A 17,267-nucleotide genomic window follows, 5' to 3' on the forward strand; every position below is an offset into this window, starting at 1 on the left:
AGAAGCAGGTTTCAAATGGGAACCAAACGGGAACGTAAATGGGCAGGTACCAATAGGACGTAAACGAAGGTGATTGACATGATTTGGGAAGCCTTTCTGTACGGGCTGGAAATGCTCGTAGGGATTTGGATAATGACACGCATACATGGCCGTGCCTCGGTGAGACGGTGGTATCATGTTTCGTTCTTACAGGGAATCGGATTGCTTACATGGGGGCTTGGCAATCTGCTGGCGCAATCTTCGGTTGCCTGGGTGCAAAAAATTTGTATGCCTGCCTGTTTTTTAACGTATACGTTCTTTCTGTTGTCCCTGCATGCCCTTCAGCATGCGACGTTAGCGTATGAATCCTGGAAGACAGTCTGGGATAGCGTCACCTTGATCGTAACGTTTGCAGCCATTGTCGTTGCCCATGAACTCGCTTACACCTCAAGCGGCCACTTGCCCGTTATGATGCATATCCTGGGAGGCGTCTTTTTGTTGATCCCCGCCATCACCACGTTTGCAGAGATAGGACAAGCATCTGGACAAGCGATGGAGAGAAAACAGCATCGGACATTGATCTTGGCTACGAGCGTGTTTATCGTCTATACGATGATCATCCCGTTTGTTCCGTCTGTGGCCCGCATTGCCGCAGGCGTTATCAGCATCGCCTTTCTCATACTGGCCCATTACCGAGCTCCTGGAATATCACAGGCTCAAACGGAACAGCCTGAGTATCGCTACCTGTTTCAAAAGCTGAACTTTGTCAAGCGGGATGCCTTTATGGTCCAAGTCTTGCTGATCCTATCGGGAGCCATGCTGCTTGGAGTTCCGGCGATTCCCGAAGACGGCCAGTTTGGGCTGTGGGTCGCCATCTTGTTTAGCAGCATTCGCGTGTATCTGACGATTCGCGACCACCAGCTGCTGGTCAACCAGACGTTGATGTCCGCCACTCGATTGGAGCATCAGCTGATTGAACAGCTCGCATTGACCCAGCAATCGAACCAGCAGCTGACACAGGTACTGGGGCTGAAGCAAAACTATGAGCATTTGCTGGTGGCAAGCAATCAACAGAGGTTGAAAAAGGTTACGTATGAAACGATGCAGCAGGTAATCGAAGAGCTTGTTGAGACGTGGTACTCCAAGCTAGATGATCTCGTCTATTTACGGCTCTCGCTGGAGTCCTCCGATCGTCGCGTCTACTTTCAGGCGGAGAGAGGGAAGAGAAGGGAGTGGGCAGGGATTCATCAGTTCCAGGAGCAGATCGTGGTCCACGAAACGCTGGATTCCGGCTTGACTCCCCGCTTTGTCACCCTTGAAGCCTTCGTAAAAGAAAATGATTACCTGAAAAAAGAGCTGGAGCAGTCCTTCTTTCAATTGCTGTTAGTGAATGTTCGCGACCTGGCTTTGCGCTGTCGGCAGCAGCATCAGGAGCTTGAGCTGCGTTTCATGGAGTCCGAGATGGAGCTTGCCAAGCGAATCCAATCCATGCTTGTTCCAAAAGAGCAGCTGACGCTAAACAGCCTGCGGGCACGATCGGTATATGCTCCTTTTACTTATGTTGGTGGAGATTATATTGATTACATACGCGTGGATGAGCGGTATACTTGCTTTATCGTCGCGGACGTTTCCGGACATGGATTGCCAGCCAGTCTGCTTGCCGCAGGGATTCGTACTGCGGTTCGCGCCGTGCTGCAAAAAAGCATCTCGCCTGATGAAGTGCTGGAGCGGTTGAATCAGCTGCTCTTTGAGGATTTGTCAAAGACGAGAACGTATATTACGATGCTGGTGTGCTTGTATGATGCGCACGAGCATGCCCTGCTCCTCAGCCGCGCCGGACACCCGCAGCCGCTCTATTTGACCGCAACACAGAGAACTGTGCTACCATTGGCAGGGGGGATAGGCCTAGGGCTTTCGCCTGATAGCACTTACAAGCTGGAAAAAGTACCATTAAAAGAAGCGGGCTTCCTGCTCATGTATACGGATGGGCTCGTGGAATCAGGGAGAAAAGAATTATACCGCTGCTTGCATACGTGGCAGCATGACCTGACCCAAATATTGGACAGGTATGGAAAAGAAGAAGAAGCTACGATGGATCATGTGGAGACATATATTTGGGAAAAGACGAGAGAAGGACAGCAGACAGATGATATGTCTGTGTTGATTATTCAATTCCAGTCTGCCGAAGAACAGCTCTTCGCGGACGCGGATGTATCTTGACCTCACTACTGCTCATGAAAGGAGGGTAACCTGTGATTTTGTGTGAGGGATGTCCCGACAATCCCGGTTGCCACAATTGCCTTGATCAACTCGGTATGGGAGGATCGGCTCAAAAGGTGATCCCGGCTCGGACGGTACGAGTTACGAACCTGTCAACAGCGAAAGTTTGTTACGCGCAGTTGATTGCAGTCAGCCGAACGGCGATTGGCATAATCAGTCGGGATAAACCATTGCATGGACGTTTGGAGGTAGAGCTGGCCGGAGATTTTCGGATTATTGGGAACGGACTGCACGGTATTGAGGGCGTACCGTACTACGTGATTGATATCGAAAAGGTTTTGCGCCGCGATGAGGTATTAGGACGGCTGCTGCTCGAAGAATTTCACAATTGGCACATGAGTGGAGAGCTGGACCCGTCAGCGCTTTTGAACGATGTGAAAAAGCGGGATGGGGAAAGAGAGCGCCTGATTAAGCAAGAGCTGCAAAAGCTGTCCATCTTGCGTCAAATCGGGACCATTTTTCTCTATCTGTTCGATGAAGGCAAGCTTCGACCGCTTGGGACAACGCGTGCAGAGCGGGAAATCGAGCAGGAAATGTTTCGATTGATCCAGAATGATGTGAGTACAGGCGCATCGATACGGGAGCAGCTCGTATCTGAGGATGGCAGGAAGCTCTACGAGATGTATGCCTCGCCACTGCCTGATCAAACTTGTGGAATCGCCTTGATCGACGTGACAGAGGCGATCACAGAAGAGCGTCGCCGGCAGCGGCGCGAGTGGGAAATTTACCGGGACATTCTCGGGGTGGTTACGCAAAACAAGCTGCTCTTGCTCAGTGATGAAGAGCTGTTTTTTCTGTTGCGAAACGGCCGAAAATCGTTTGCCATGGACTTGCGCGCACCCGAGCATCTGGCAGATCTGCGCAGGGCCTGCAAGCGTTCACTGGAACCGCTTGGATTGTCGGACAAGCGGATCCTGCAGTTCCTGGTCGCCGTCAGTGAAGCCGCGTCGAATACGCTGAAGCATGGCGATGGCGGCATGATCACGGTCTACACATCTTTCGAGCAGCACATGTGCAGGGTGGTGATTCACGATCAAGGCCAGGGCATTTTGCTCGAGGAATTGCCGCGCGCTACTCTGCAGCAGGGGTATTCCACGCGTGAATCCCTCGGGGCTGGCTTTTCGGTGATGCTGCAGTATTGTGACAGGGTGTACCTCGGCAGCTCGTTTGCAGGGACCAAACTCATTCTGGAATGCGTATCCCCCGTGGAAGAATGAGAGAGGAATAAACAAATGTTTGCTAGACAAAAAAAGGGGGTACAAGGATAGAGGGTGAACCTGAAGGAACCTATCATCAAGGAGAGGAGTTTGTGCATGGACTATCGAGCAACAGAAACAAATGGACAAGCCACGCTGTTTTTTGACGGTGAACTGGACATGGCGGTGGGGGACCGAGTAGGCGAATTGCTCCAGCAGTACGGGACGCGCAATGAATCCGTTACTGTAGATTTCCAGGGCGTCTCTTTTGTTGATTCTTCGGGAATAGGCAGTCTGTTTTTTACGACGAAAGAATTGCTGGCATTGGGCAAAAAGGTAGAGATTGTGAATGTGCGAGAGGAAATACTAGATATTTTGAGTGTGCTTGGCTTCACAGAGGCATTGGGTATTTCCGTGGCAAAGGCTGCTGAAACTGGGTTTGACGCGTAAGCGAGTGATTGTATATAATAGCAATGAACTGTCAATGATAATTCCATATGTAATCAACGTTGAGTGGGAAGAGTAGGTCATGATGCCTTGGCAGAGAGGAGAATCACCAGCTGCGAGATTCTCTAAGGAATATGATGACTGAAGGTCGCCCAGGAGTTGTTCCGGTGAGACGTATGTTCGTTCAGCCGGAAACGGTTCGCAGCCGTTATCGTGTTTGAGGGAATACGCATGGTGTTTACTTATCGTGCGTGTTAACAAAGGTGGTACCGCGAAAATATCCTTTCGTCCTTTGGATGAAGGGTTTTTTTATTTTTTTTACGTGCAGGAAAGCTGCATTTGCCTTTCCGGAACGCAAAAAAGCTTCCTCTACCGAAGAACCACCTTCTTCGAGAGTGCTTCAATACATGCTTTTTTAGGAGGAGTCACGTATGTCATCTCAACCGACACAAGACATCGATCAGCTGCTGCCCAAGAATTACGATCCGAAAGCAGCTGAAGCCAAGTGGTATCCATACTGGATAGACAAACAATTTTTCAAGGCGGAGCGCGACCCAAACAAAAAACCGTTTACGATCGTGATTCCCCCTCCGAACGTAACAGGTAAGCTGCATTTGGGGCATGCGCTGGATACGACACTGCAGGACATCATCATTCGTACCAAGCGGATGCAAGGGTACAGCGCCCTGTTCTTGCCAGGGATGGACCACGCGGGAATCGCGACACAAGCCCGTGTAGAAGCTACCCTGCGCGAGGAAGGCGTGTCCCGTCACGACCTCGGCCGTGAAAAGTTTGTAGAAAAGGTTTGGGAATGGAAGCATATTTACGCTACGCACATTCGTGAACAGTGGGAAAAGCTTGGCTTGGGACTGGATTACTCCCGCGAGCGCTTCACGATGGATGAGGGATTGTCCCGTGCCGTTCGCGAGGTTTTTGTTCGCCTGTATGAAAAAGGCCTGATTTACCGCGGCAACCGCATCATCAACTGGGACCCGGCGGCTCGCACTGCCATTTCCGATATTGAAGTAATCTACAAGGAAGTAAAAGGCGCTCTGCACCACATGCGCTACCCGCTCACAGATGGCACGGGCTACATCGAGGTTGCAACTACCCGTCCGGAAACCATGCTGGGGGATACAGCTGTTGCGGTTCATCCAGAGGACGAACGCTACAAGCACCTGGTTGGAAAAACCGTTATTTTGCCAATCGTAGGACGTGAAATTCCGATCGTGGCAGATGACTATGTTGATCCTGAGTTTGGTTCAGGGGCGGTAAAAATTACGCCAGCGCATGACCCGAACGACTTTGAATTGGGATTGCGCCACAACCTGCCGCAAATCGTGGTCATGGATGAATCGGGCACGATGAATGAGCAGGCGAGCATTTACAAAGGCATGGATCGTTTTGCCTGCCGCAAGCAGATCATCAAGGATCTGACCGAGCAAGGCGTAATGTTCAAAGTCGAAGAGCATATCCACCAGGTAGGACACAGCGAGCGCAGCGATGCTGTAGTAGAGCCGTATCTGTCCACGCAATGGTTCGTGAGCATGCAGCCACTCGCTGATGCGGCACTGGCGAATGCAGCGAGCGAGGAGAGCGTCAAATTCGTACCGGAGCGCTTTAAAAATAACTACCTGCGCTGGATCGAAAACATCCGCGACTGGTGCATCTCCCGTCAGCTCTGGTGGGGTCACCGCATTCCGGCTTGGTACTGCGGCGATTGCGGCGAGACGATCGTTTCCCGTGAAGACGTGACGGAGTGCCCGAGCTGTCACAGCCATGAGCTTGCGCAAGACAACGATGTTCTCGATACCTGGTTCTCTTCCGGTCTGTGGCCGTTCTCCACGCTGGGCTGGCCAGAGGATAGCGAGGACATGAAGTATTTCTATCCGACAAACGTTCTGGTAACAGGCTACGACATCATCTTCTTCTGGGTTGCCCGCATGATTTTCAACGGCTTGGAGTTCACCGGACAAAATCCGTTTGAAACCGTGCTGATCCACGGAATCATCCGTGACTCGGAAGGACGCAAAATGTCCAAGTCGCTTGGAAATGGTGTCGATCCGATGGAAGTGATTGAGAAATATGGGGCAGATGCGCTGCGCTATACATTGGCAACAGGCAACTCTCCAGGGAACGACCAACGCTTCTACTGGGAAAAGGTGGAGGCGAACCGCAACTTCGCCAACAAGATCTGGAATGCTTCTCGTTTCGCTCTGATGAATCTGGAAGGCTTCCGCTATGAAGATATCGACCTTAGCGGCGAGCTCTCTACACCGGATAAATGGATTTTGTCTCGACTGCAAGCTACGATTGCCGATGCGACCCGCTTGACAGATGCATTTGAGTTCGGCGAAGTTGGCCGTGTCCTCTACAACTTCATTTGGGATGATCTTTGCGACTGGTACATCGAAATGGCAAAGCTGCCGCTCTACGGTACCGATGAGGCTGCGAAGAAGACGACGCAATCGGTACTTGTAACAGTACTCGACCAAACGCTGCGTTTGCTGCATCCATTCATGCCGTTCATCACGGAAGAAATTTGGCAGGCACTTCCGCACCAAGGGGAGAGCATTACGGTCGCTGCATGGCCAACTGACAACGAGCAGTGGATCTTTGCTGATGCAGAAGCGGAAATGGGTCTTTTGATGGAAGTCATTCGCAGTGTCCGCAACATCCGTGCGGAAGTGAATGTGCCGATGTCCAAAAAAATCGAGCTGCTGATCAAGCCAAGCGATGCTCTCGCTAATGAGCGTCTCAAGCGTGGGGAAGACTACCTCACTCGTTTCTGCAATCCGGAGCGCCTCGAAATTAGCGAGCAGCTGACGACTCCAGACAAAGCGATGTCCGCTGTGATTACAGGAGCAGAGCTGTTCCTGCCTTTGGCAGGCTTGATCGATTTGGAGCAAGAGCTCAAGCGTCTGGAAAAAGAACTGGCAACGCTGCACAATGAAGTGGACCGGATTGAAAAGAAATTGAACAACGCCGGCTTCATGGCAAAAGCACCGGAAAAAGTAGTAGCTGAAGAAAGAGCGAAAATGGCGGATTACATGGAAAAGCGGGATAAGGTCGTTGCTCGACTGGCTGAATTGAAGAGCGAATGATCCGCTGATCCAGCGCATATTTTTGAGAATGGAGCATGGTAGTATGCATGCAGAAGAACGATTTGTGGAATACAAGCAAGCCCTTGACTGGCTGCATGGACTTCTCCGCTTCGGCCAACGGCCGGGGCTGGAGAGGATGCAGTGGGTGCTCGGTGAGCTGGGCAATCCGGAGCGCAGAGTTCCTTTTATTCACGTTGCAGGTACGAATGGAAAGGGATCGACCTGCGCATTCCTGACCCAAATGCTCATGGAGGCAGGGTATAGCGTAGGAACGTTTACCTCCCCGTATTTGATCGATTTTCGCGAGCGTATTCGTTACAATGGCAGCATGATTGAAGAAGAAGATCTGCTGCAGCTGGCAAACGAAGTGCGTGTGCTGGTAGATCGCTGTGAAAAAGAGACGGAATTCGGTTCTCCAACCGAGTTCGAAGTGATCACGCTCATCGCTATTCTCTATTTCGCGAGAGTAAAGCTTCCTGCGGTAGTTGTATGGGAAACAGGGCTTGGTGGTCGATTGGATTCCACAAATGTGGTGATTCCACTGGTTTCCGTCATCACGAACATCGGGCTGGATCATACAAGTGTGTTAGGCGACAATCTGGTCGATATCGCAGGGGAAAAAGCCGGTATCATCAAACCAGGTGTGCCTGTAGTCACGGGAGAGCGTCGATCTGAAGTGCTCGCCGTTTTCCATGAAAAAGCCAAGCAGACAAGAAGCACGGTCTACGAGATCGGGACCCATTTTGCCGGTGAGCAAGTCGAGGAGAAGCTGGGTGAACAGCAGTTCCGTTACAGAAGTAGGCTCCGCCGCAACGAGGAAACCTATCGTTTGACCATGAATGGCATCCATCAGACGGACAACGCATCGGTCGCGTTGATGACGATCGATATCCTACGGAACTACTTCTCATTCCTGCTGGAGGACGAAGAAATATTTCGCGGTTTGCAACAAACGCGTTGGCCTGGTCGTCTAGAAATCGTCTCCCCGAGACCGTTGGTGATCTTGGATGGGGCACACAACCAGGAAGGAATGGAGGCGCTCGCAGGCAGTCTGGAGAGGCTGTTGCCAGAGGGTGCCCGTTTGCATCTGCTGTTTTCCGGCTTGGCGGATAAGCCGCTCTCCCATATGGCTGAGACGCTTTTGCCGCTACAGTCGCGGATAGAGTCCCTCTATGTAACGACTTTCGACTTCCCTCGTGCTGCAGAAAGCGAAATGCTGCACGATGCCTTCCACACAGGAGGATGGGAAGCGGAAAAACTGGAGGCCGTCCCTGACTGGCGAGCATTTCTCCTTTCTTGGATGCGTGAGAAGCAATCAGCGAAGGCGGATGACTGGTTAGTCGTCTGCGGATCGCTCTACTTCATCGCCCAAGTGCGCGCATTCTTTCCCACTACAGTAGAAGAGGCAGGTGAATAGGGTGGATCAGGCAGAGCACGTCCACTTTGTGGGTATAGGCGGATATGGTATGAGTGCTATTGCCCGCGTCTTGATTGACCTTGGATACAAGGTAACCGGTTCCGATGTCGCCATGAACGATTTGGCGAAGAAGCTGGAAGCAAGAGGGGCGGCCGTACATATAGGCCATTCTGCAAGCCATGTGGAGGGAGCAGACATCATTGTATACTCCACCAGTATTCCAAAAGATAACCCTGAGGTCGTAGCGGCAGAAGCAAAAGGCATTCCCGTCCTGCATCGTTCGCAAATGCTTGCCCAAATTCTGAACGAGCGTACCGGTGTTGCGGTTGCAGGAGCGCACGGGAAAACGACGACGACTTCCATGATCTCCCATGTTTTAGAGGAGTGTGGAGTCGATCCGACCTTTATCATCGGCGGAGAGCTGATGAACGCAGGAACGAATGCAAAAGCAGGCAGCAGTGACTATGTGATTGCGGAAGCGGACGAGAGCGATGGTTCCTTCCTCGAGTATCGTCCTGTATATGAGATCGTTACCAGTATCGAACCCGATCACCTGGAGCATTTCGATGGTGACTTTAATAACCTGAAACAAGCGTACGTGAAATTTCTGAGTCACCTAAAGCCAGGCGGAAAAGCGGTCCTGTGTATCGACGACCAGCATGTAAGGGAAGTGCTGCCGTCTGTTACCGAAACAGTTGTCACGTATGCCATCGAAAAGCCGTTCGTGGACACGGCCGATTTTCGGGCAGTTTCCATCGAGTGTGGAGATCGGCGCAGCCGCTGCCAAGTCTACCATCGCGAGCAGCTGCTGGGAGAGCTGATCCTGACAGTTCCGGGCAAGCACAATATTGCGAACGCGCTGGCTGCGATCATCGTCTGCCTGGATACAGGCTTGTCGTTTGAACAAATTGCAAACGCCTTAACTTCGTTCCGGGGTGCGAAGCGTCGTTTCCAAATCATCGGAGAGGCGCGTGACATTCTCGTGGTAGACGATTATGCGCACCATCCGACGGAAATCATAGCGACGCTGAAAGGTGCCAAGGCATCTGGGCGACGTGTGATCGCGGTATTCCAGCCGCAGCGCTATACGAGAACTTTTTTCCTGATGGATGAGTTCAGCCGTGCGTTCGCGGACGCAGATGAGGTCATCATCACGGATATTTACTCACCTGCAGGGGAAGCCAAGATCGAAGGCGTATCCTCTGAGGTACTGGTGCAAAAAATTCGGGTGAACAGCCATGAACGGGCGCAGTACATCCCGACGAAAGAACAGCTGCAGGAACAGCTGTTTCACGATCTGAAGCCTGGCGACCTGGTGCTGACCATGGGGGCGGGCGACATTTGGAAGTCAGCTTTCTGGCTTGCAGAAAAGCTCGGTAAATAAAGAAGACGCTCGTGCAGAAAAAGGTTTGGACCCATTCGGTTCAAGCCTTTTTCTTATTTCTTAAGACAAATTATATTTTAGTACCAGATACTAATAGTTGGTGTTATAATGAGGTTATAAAAAGAAGAGGTGATGAATCATGACGCTTCGCTCCCAAGCTAGAATTACGGCAATCGGCACTTATGTTCCGGACCGCAGACTGACGAATGCTGATCTGGAAAAAATGGTGGATACATCCGATGAATGGATTTTGCAAAGAACCGGGATTCATGAACGCCGAATCGCCAGCGAAAAGCAATTCACCAGCCATCTTGCCATAGCTGCTGTAGAAAATATGATCAAGCAATACGACAAGTCAGTCGAAGATGTCGATATGATTCTCGTGGCGACCTCGACCCCTGACTATCCGTTTCCGAGCGTCGCCAGTCAATTACAGGCGCACTTTGGCATCGAGCAAACCGGAGCCATGGATCTGAGTGCCACCTGTGCGGGCTTTACGTACGCACTGCATACAGCAAACGCATTAGTCAGCTCCGGGATGCATCGAAAAGTGCTGGTTGTCGGTGCGGAGACGCTTTCGAAGGTGACAGACTATACGGACCGGACGACCTGCATCTTATTCGGAGACGGTGCTGGTGCGGTACTGGTGGAGTATGACGAAGCCAATCCAAGCTTTCGTTCTGTTTACTTGGGGACAAAAGGGGACGGGGGTATACACGTATATCGATCGGGGCTTGCCAAAACGATGGCTGATCGTGAGCTTACGGGCGACGGGTGCATCGTCCAAAACGGCAGAGAAGTGTACAAATGGGTGGCGACAACCATTCCCCGTGGGATGAAGGAGGTCGTTCACCGAGCAGACGCGACGCTGGAGGAAGTAGATTGGTTCATCCCGCATAGTGCCAACCTGCGCATGATTGAATCCGTTTGTGAAAAGAGTGAATTTCCCATCGAGAAGACGCTTTATAGCCTGGAGTATTACGGCAATACCTCGGCAGCGACGATTCCCCTCGCTTTGGACAAAGGCATTCGGGAAGGATCGGTTAAAGAGGGAGACACCCTCTTGCTGTACGGATTTGGGGGTGGCCTCGTCCACGCCGGCATGCTCATAACCTGGAATCCTTCCAATCGCTCCTGAATACCTTGAAGTCGTCCGCGGGTCAATCAACCTCGCAGGGCGACTTTTTTTGTGCCAGTGAGCAAGCGGAAAATGGACATGCAGGTTCGTCAAACATGAATCTCTTCGTACGATGCGGGGAGGATTTTTTCGGAAATGAGGGAGACCGTGCACATGCATTGGCTGCTACTTGTGGGGATTTGTTTCTATCTTTCCTGGACAGATATGCGACAAAGACGGATACCGAACATCGTGCTTTTGGTAAGCGGCATTTTCACGGGTCTTTTCGGGATTTTTCTTTGGGGATGGGAGCAGTGGATGGAGCATCTTTTCCTCACAGGAGGAATCCTGCTCGCATTTGGCCTGATTGCTTGGCATCGACCGGCACTCATCGGCATGGGAGACGTAAAACTGCTAGGACTTCTAGGGTTTGCGCTAGGTATGAGAGGGTTTGTCCTCACCATGACATGGGCTTGTGCGATGGCGTTTCTGGTATCCCTGCTCTTGCTGCTGCTAAAACGAATCGACAGCCGTACCCCCATTCCTTTTGCTCCGTTTCTGACTGTTGGACTGCTCGTGTATGGGCTTGGCATCTCGTTGTCATAACCTGTCCTTGGACAACGTAAGCTAGTAGAAAGAGCCTGTTGCAGGGGGGCATGGTTGTGAGCGGAGAAAAAAGAAGCAATGTCACTGTCAAAATGAACGGAAAGTTCTGGGATGAAAAAAGAGAAAGTGCCAAGCCGGCTGAAACGGTGAAAACGGTGAACACAGAAAAAGGAACGGGGAAACGGACGATCCCTTTTCCTACTCAGCCGATCGTTGAAAAGGGAAACGAAGCCTGGGAACGCATGATGCAGCTGCGAAGCCGCGCAGAGCGGGAGCCTAGCAGAGAGACGGGAATCGTTTTGGAAGAATCCACAGAAGCTCGCTTTGAAGACGATCAAGAGGAGAGTGTGCTGAGCAAAAGGCCGGCGACACGTTTGTTTTCTTCATGGACGAAGAGACCCATTTTTCGGACGGTGCTGACAACGGGTGGCGGTATTGCGATCGGCCTCTTGTTCGGCTTCCTCGTCCTCACCGTCTTTTCGGAAAAGGAGCTGTCCCAGTCGTATCGGAATGTCCTGAGCGACACGGTCCAAACGCTGACAGCAAATCCGGCAGCAGGGTCTCCCGAGGGACAGCTGCCTATCGCGGGTCCCGTTTTGCCAGGAATGGATCGGCCAATGACAGATGCGCCTGCATCACCAGCCTCAGGGGTACCGACAGATGTCAAAGTGCAGCTACCCGATTTGAAGATGTTTGTTGCCCAAGCAGGGGTATTTTCGCCAGATGCCTCGGCGCAAGCTGCCGTCGAGCCGCTCGATAAGCTGGGTGTTCCGCACCTGCTCTACAAGGACACGGCTAATCAGTACATGTTTGCGGCAGCAGCCCCGACGAGAGATGCTGTGCTCGGATTTGCGACGAACCTGAAGAGCAAGGGCGTGGATGTGTATGTAAAGGAATTCTCCTTTCCGACCTATCAAGGGACAGTGGGTGTGGCCTCAGCCAATTCTTCCGCCGCTCCAGATTTGAACGTATTTTTTGCCAACGGAATAAAGCTTGCACAGACACTTTCCGCTCACTCCGGGCAAGTGATTACCAACGCCCAGCCCGTTCTTTCTACGGAAGAGGCAGCCGCGATGAAGGAGCAGCATCGCCAATTCCTGGAGGAAAGCCGTCTCGTTTCGGCGCAGGCAGGCACAACGCCATACTTTAGTGAAATGGTGAATGGCATCAATCAGGCGATGGATGCACGCGACAAAATGGCGGAGGCAAATGCGGGCAAGAAGGCGCAAAGTGCTGAATCGTATGCCTGGCAGGTTCAGGCAGGCGTGTTGAAGTATTTGGAGAATTATGCGGCCTGGGTCAAACAGGCGCAAAAAACCGAATAATCAGCCATGGAACAGACTTCCGCAAAGGTTTTCTTGCAGGAGGTCTTTTCTTTATTTACAGTAACTACCAGGAGTATTCGGGGATTGTTTCGTACCCTCCCATTTGCTACACTTATTGATGGCAAAAAGAGAATCCCTAGTAAACAGGGAGTGGGAAGGTTATGGGGAAAGATACACTAATACTATTGCTTCTTCTGGCTTGTGGACTATTGTGTGGCAGCATTATCGGGGAGATTTTGGAGCCCTGGATCCCTTTCCTCATGAAGAGCAAAGAATTAAGATGGTCACCCTCGGCGGATTTAGAAATTTTGAAGTACGACCTGAACTTTCAGGTAAAACTAAATCTAGCCAGTGTAGGAGGGTTAGCCCTCGCTTTTTGGATACATCGACGAATGAAGTAGGTTGAAAAACGATGAAAACACAAACATCTCTTATTCTTGCCTCATCCTCGCCGCGTCGCAGAGAATTGCTGCACACCTTGGGTCTCACTTTTACCGTGCAGACGAGTGACGTGGACGAGACGACTGCGCCTGGCATGTCCCCAAAAGAAGTAGTGGAAGAATTGGCGGTTCGAAAGGCGCAGACGGTCGCTTCTACCTGCAGGGAAGGGGTAGTAGTGGGGTCGGATACGATTGTCGTTCTCGACGATCAGATTTTAGGCAAGCCGTTGGATGAGGCTGATGCGTTTCACATGCTGTCCATGCTGCAAGGCCGCGAGCATACTGTATACAGCGGAGTGGCACTGATTGATGCAGCTACAGGACGAGCAGAGGTTGCGCACAGTCACACACTGGTGCGGATTCGCTCTCTCTCAGAATCCGAAATAAAAGCTTACATTGCGACGCGAGAGCCGATGGATAAAGCTGGCTCGTATGCGATCCAAGGAATCGGTGCGACGATTGTGGAAGGCATCACCGGTGATTATTTTACCGTGGTCGGACTTCCTCTCTGTCTCACAGCCAAGATGCTTTCCCGCTTTGGAATCACTGTTTTGTAAGCAATATATTGCCTGGTTTCAAGCGGCAACGGCGTTCCATCACATGTTCATCTCCGAGCCAGCCGTTTCCGAATTATCGAATGGCTGGAGGTCGGTTCAAATGCCAACAAATACCTGTAACAAAACCGTGCTCAAAAACGTCCCTTACTATGACCGTCCACGCGAAAGACTGCTTCGCGTGGGAGCGGACCAACTGTCTGATACAGAACTGCTGGCTATTTTATTGCGGACAGGCACAGAGAAAGAGACGGCATATGAGCTGGCACAGAATCTGTTGGCCAGGTTCGGCGACTTGAGGGAATTGGCCCAGGCCTCTCACGCTGAGTTAATCGAACAAAAGGGAATTGGTCAGGTCAAGGCGATCGAAATGCACGCCGCGTTTGAGCTGGGAAGAAGGCTCACGGGTGTGCCGCGGCAGAGCCGTGCAGCTATTCGATTGCCCCGTGATGTGGCTGATTTGATGATACCTGAGTTGGCTCATTTGACACAGGAACACTTTGTTTGTCTCTTCCTCAATACCAAGAACCGGGTTATTGGCAAGCAGACGATTTTTGTAGGCAGTTTGGACGCTTCGATCGTGCACCCTAGAGAGGTTTTCAAGGAAGCTATACGTCGCAGCAGTGCATCGGTGATTTGCCTACATAACCATCCAAGCGGCGATCCTACACCCAGCCGGGAAGATATTGCGATTACGCAAACGCTGCGAGATGCAGGTGAGCTGGTGGGAATTGCACTCTTGGATCATGTAATCATTGGGGATGGAAAGTATGTCAGCTTGAAAGAGCAGGGGTACTTCTAAAAGACAATTTGCTTGCAACTGTAAATATCGGAAGGAGTTTTTTTATGTTTGGTGGATTTACACGTGACTTGGGGATTGACCTCGGCACTGCCAATACACTGGTGTTTGTAAAAGGAAAAGGAATTGTGGTAAGGGAGCCGTCCGTTGTGGCGATTCGCACCAACAACAATTCGATTGAAGCGGTAGGGAATGCGGCGAAAAGCATGATCGGACGTACTCCAGGCAATATCGTGGCCGTTCGCCCGATGAAGGATGGGGTCATTGCGGATTTTGATACGACCGCAACCATGATGCGCTACTTTATTAACCAGGCCCAAAAAAATCAAGGCCTGTTCAGCCGCCGTCCGAATGTCATGGTATGTGTGCCATCCGGTATTACTGCAGTAGAAAAACGTGCGGTGGAAGATGCGACGAAGCAAGCGGGAGCGAAGGAAGCGCACACGATTGAAGAACCATTCGCAGCGGCAATCGGTGCGGATCTTCCTGTTTGGGAGCCGACAGGGAGCATGGTTGTCGATATCGGTGGCGGTACGACTGAAGTCGCGATCATTTCCTTGGGTGGGATCGTTACCTCCCGTTCCATTCGCGTAGCAGGCGATGAGATGGACGAAGCGATTATTCAGTACATCAAACGCAGATACAATCTGATGATCGGGGAGCGCACAGCTGAGACGCTGAAGCTGGAAATCGGTTCTGCGATCGCACCGGACGAGCCAGAAAATGTAGAAATCCGCGGTCGCGATCTGGTGACAGGTCTGCCGAAAACGTTGTCCGTCAGCAGCTCGGAAATTGCAGACGCCTTGGCAGAAACCGTATCTGCTATCGTGGAAGCAGTGAAGGTGACTCTGGAGAAAAGTCCGCCAGAGCTGGCTGCCGACATCATGGATCGAGGCATTGTACTGACTGGTGGCGGAGCATTGCTGCGAAATCTGGATCGCTTGCTGAGCAAAGAAACAGGCATGCCTGTGCACGTGGCAGAAAATGCACTGGACTGCGTTGCGATCGGAACAGGACGTGCATTGGAGAACATTCACCTGTTCAAGTCAAAGCACGGCATCACCTCTTCCCGACAAAAACGGGGTAAATAAACGGAGGTTAGGGCATGTCGTTTTTCGGGAACAAGCGGCTGATTATTGTGCTCGTCGGCTTGGTTCTGCTCATCTCTGTCGTGGGTTTTACTTCCCGTGAACGAGTGAAGCTGACCTGGCCCGAGATGTTTTTTAAAGATACCTTCAGCGTGGTGCAGGGCTTTTTTTATCGCCCTGCCCAGGCTGTTTCTGGCTTTTTTCAGGAAGTAGACGATGCGTACAATGTCTACGAGGAAAACAAGGCACTGAAGGCTGGGCTCGATCAATACGCCCGTATGTCTGCCGAATTGCTTGATTTGCAAGCGGAGAATACGCGTTTGAGAGAAGCGCTTCAGGCAAAAGAATCACTCAAATCCTACCAGCTCCGTTTTGCAGAGGTCGTTGCCCGTAACCCGGATACCTGGAACAACGTCATAACAATCGATAAGGGACTGAAGCAGGGGATCCGAAAAGACATGGCGGTAATTACGTCCAAGGGCTTGATCGGGCGAGTGCAGAGTGTAGCCAACTTTTCATCTTCGGTTGAACTCTTGACCAGTTATGAACGACGCGACCATATTTCGGCTGTTATCCAAACGACACAGGTCGTGAACGGTCAAACGACGGTGCACCCTGTGAGCGGGGTCGTTGAGGAATACGATCCACAGGAGCGTTTGCTCATCATGCGGAAGATTCCTTGGGGACAGAAAATTGAAGCAAAGCAGCAAGTCATCACTTCGGGTCTAGGCGGAGTAGTTCCGCGAAACCTGCCCATCGGTTACATCGTGCGGGTAGAACCTGACGATTACGGTTTGACCCAGACGGCGTACATTCAACCGAGTGCCGACTTCTCACAATTAAATGAAGTCATGATCGTGGAAAGAAACTTTTCCATCTCCCCGACCGGAGAGCTGATCCCTCAGCAAAATGCCGGCCAGGCAACGAATGTACCGAATCAAGGGACCTCGACCTCACAGGTTGGGGGTGGGCAGTAATGCAACGCTTTATTTTGACGCTAACAGTACTGGTCCTGTTCCTTCTAGAAGGAACTGTCGTTCAAGTGATTGCAACAGCTACATGGGGTCTGTCGTGGATGACAGTACCCCGCTTTGCGCTAGTATGCTGCATCCTCATTTCCATGTTCATGGGCAGGCGGGAAGGTCTCTACTACGGACTCGCGTTCGGCTTTTTGCAGGATGTACTTTTCGGACAGGTCATCGGCATTTACACGATGTCCATGATGGTAGCGAGCTATTTTGCAGGCTTGATTGTTTTGCTGTTCCAGCGTGGATTTGGCATGGTATTCGTAACAAGCGCCCTGATCCTGTTTGGTCATGAGTGGCTGCTCTACAGTTTGTTCCGACTGTTTTCGGCTGCGCCCTATGACGTCCAATGGATGCTGAACCGCCAAATTTTGCCAAGTGTCATACTCAACCTCGTTGTGACACTGCTGATTTATGTCCCGATCATGAGAATGTGCAACAAGATTCAGGCGAAGAAGCGAGATTTGCACGCAGAATAACCATGATTACGGCGTATCTGTAAGGAG

The 17,267-nt window shown here is 51.4% G+C and carries 15 protein-coding genes and 1 other annotated feature; all 15 genes read left to right on the plus strand.

Going from position 1 to position 17,267, the window contains the following annotated elements; translation table 11 throughout:
• Positions 1-78: 78 nt before the first annotated feature.
• The 15 genes from EDM59_RS31435 (at position 79) to mreD (ending at position 17,240) form a co-directional block, all read left to right on the plus strand.
• A complete protein-coding gene (locus EDM59_RS31435) occupies positions 79-2,199 on the plus strand; it encodes a PP2C family protein-serine/threonine phosphatase (protein WP_246011113.1) in 2,121 nt (706 codons plus the stop codon).
• A gap of 32 nt (positions 2,200-2,231) precedes the next feature.
• Entirely contained in the window at positions 2,232-3,476 is a 1,245-nt protein-coding gene (locus EDM59_RS17640) for an ATP-binding protein (RefSeq protein WP_122924786.1), read from the plus strand.
• Positions 3,477-3,572: 96 nt separating this feature from the next.
• Positions 3,573-3,905, plus strand: a complete 333-nt coding sequence (locus EDM59_RS17645; protein WP_122924787.1) for an STAS domain-containing protein — start codon at positions 3,573-3,575, stop codon at positions 3,903-3,905.
• Positions 3,906-3,955: 50 nt separating this feature from the next.
• Positions 3,956-4,198: a binding site (T-box leader), on the plus strand.
• 135 nt (positions 4,199-4,333) lie between these two features.
• Positions 4,334-7,006: a valine--tRNA ligase gene (locus EDM59_RS17650; RefSeq protein WP_122924788.1), complete on the plus strand. Its 2,673-nt coding sequence runs from the start codon at positions 4,334-4,336 to the stop codon at positions 7,004-7,006.
• 43 nt (positions 7,007-7,049) lie between these two features.
• Positions 7,050-8,423: a bifunctional folylpolyglutamate synthase/dihydrofolate synthase gene (locus tag EDM59_RS17655; RefSeq protein ID WP_122924789.1), complete on the plus strand. Its 1,374-nt coding sequence runs from the start codon at positions 7,050-7,052 to the stop codon at positions 8,421-8,423.
• 1 nt (position 8,424) lies between these two features.
• Positions 8,425-9,807, plus strand: coding sequence for a UDP-N-acetylmuramate--L-alanine ligase (murC, locus tag EDM59_RS17660; RefSeq protein ID WP_122924790.1), 1,383 nt, complete (start codon positions 8,425-8,427; stop codon positions 9,805-9,807).
• Between the two features lie 139 nt (positions 9,808-9,946).
• Positions 9,947-10,945, plus strand: coding sequence for a ketoacyl-ACP synthase III (locus tag EDM59_RS17665; RefSeq protein WP_183192939.1), 999 nt, complete (start codon positions 9,947-9,949; stop codon positions 10,943-10,945).
• A 153-nt stretch (positions 10,946-11,098) separates the two neighbouring features.
• A complete protein-coding gene (locus EDM59_RS17670) occupies positions 11,099-11,530 on the plus strand; it encodes a prepilin peptidase (protein WP_183192940.1) in 432 nt (143 codons plus the stop codon).
• Positions 11,531-11,580: 50 nt separating this feature from the next.
• Complete coding sequence (locus tag EDM59_RS17675; protein WP_246011095.1) at positions 11,581-12,855, plus strand: hypothetical protein; 1,275 nt, start codon at positions 11,581-11,583, stop codon at positions 12,853-12,855.
• 260 nt (positions 12,856-13,115) lie between these two features.
• Complete coding sequence (locus EDM59_RS31440) at positions 13,116-13,256, plus strand: DUF4321 domain-containing protein (RefSeq protein ID WP_246011114.1); 141 nt, start codon at positions 13,116-13,118, stop codon at positions 13,254-13,256.
• An 11-nt stretch (positions 13,257-13,267) separates the two neighbouring features.
• A complete protein-coding gene (locus EDM59_RS17685; protein ID WP_122924794.1) occupies positions 13,268-13,852 on the plus strand; it encodes a Maf family protein in 585 nt (194 codons plus the stop codon).
• A 100-nt stretch (positions 13,853-13,952) separates the two neighbouring features.
• A complete protein-coding gene (gene radC, locus EDM59_RS17690) occupies positions 13,953-14,651 on the plus strand; it encodes a RadC family protein (protein WP_122924795.1) in 699 nt (232 codons plus the stop codon).
• A gap of 44 nt (positions 14,652-14,695) precedes the next feature.
• Positions 14,696-15,739, plus strand: coding sequence for a rod shape-determining protein (locus EDM59_RS17695; protein ID WP_122924796.1), 1,044 nt, complete (start codon positions 14,696-14,698; stop codon positions 15,737-15,739).
• A gap of 14 nt (positions 15,740-15,753) precedes the next feature.
• Positions 15,754-16,713 carry a rod shape-determining protein MreC gene (gene mreC, locus EDM59_RS17700; protein ID WP_122924797.1) on the plus strand — a complete coding sequence of 320 codons (960 nt, stop codon included), beginning with the start codon at positions 15,754-15,756 and terminating at the stop codon, positions 16,711-16,713.
• Positions 16,713-17,240: a rod shape-determining protein MreD gene (gene mreD, locus EDM59_RS17705; protein ID WP_092269577.1), complete on the plus strand. Its 528-nt coding sequence runs from the start codon at positions 16,713-16,715 to the stop codon at positions 17,238-17,240. Before mreC ends, mreD begins: the two co-directional genes overlap by 1 nt.
• Positions 17,241-17,267 lie beyond the last annotated feature (27 nt).

The organism is Brevibacillus nitrificans (assembly GCF_003710965.1).
Taxonomy (GTDB): Bacteria; Bacillota; Bacilli; order Brevibacillales; family Brevibacillaceae; genus Brevibacillus; species Brevibacillus centrosporus.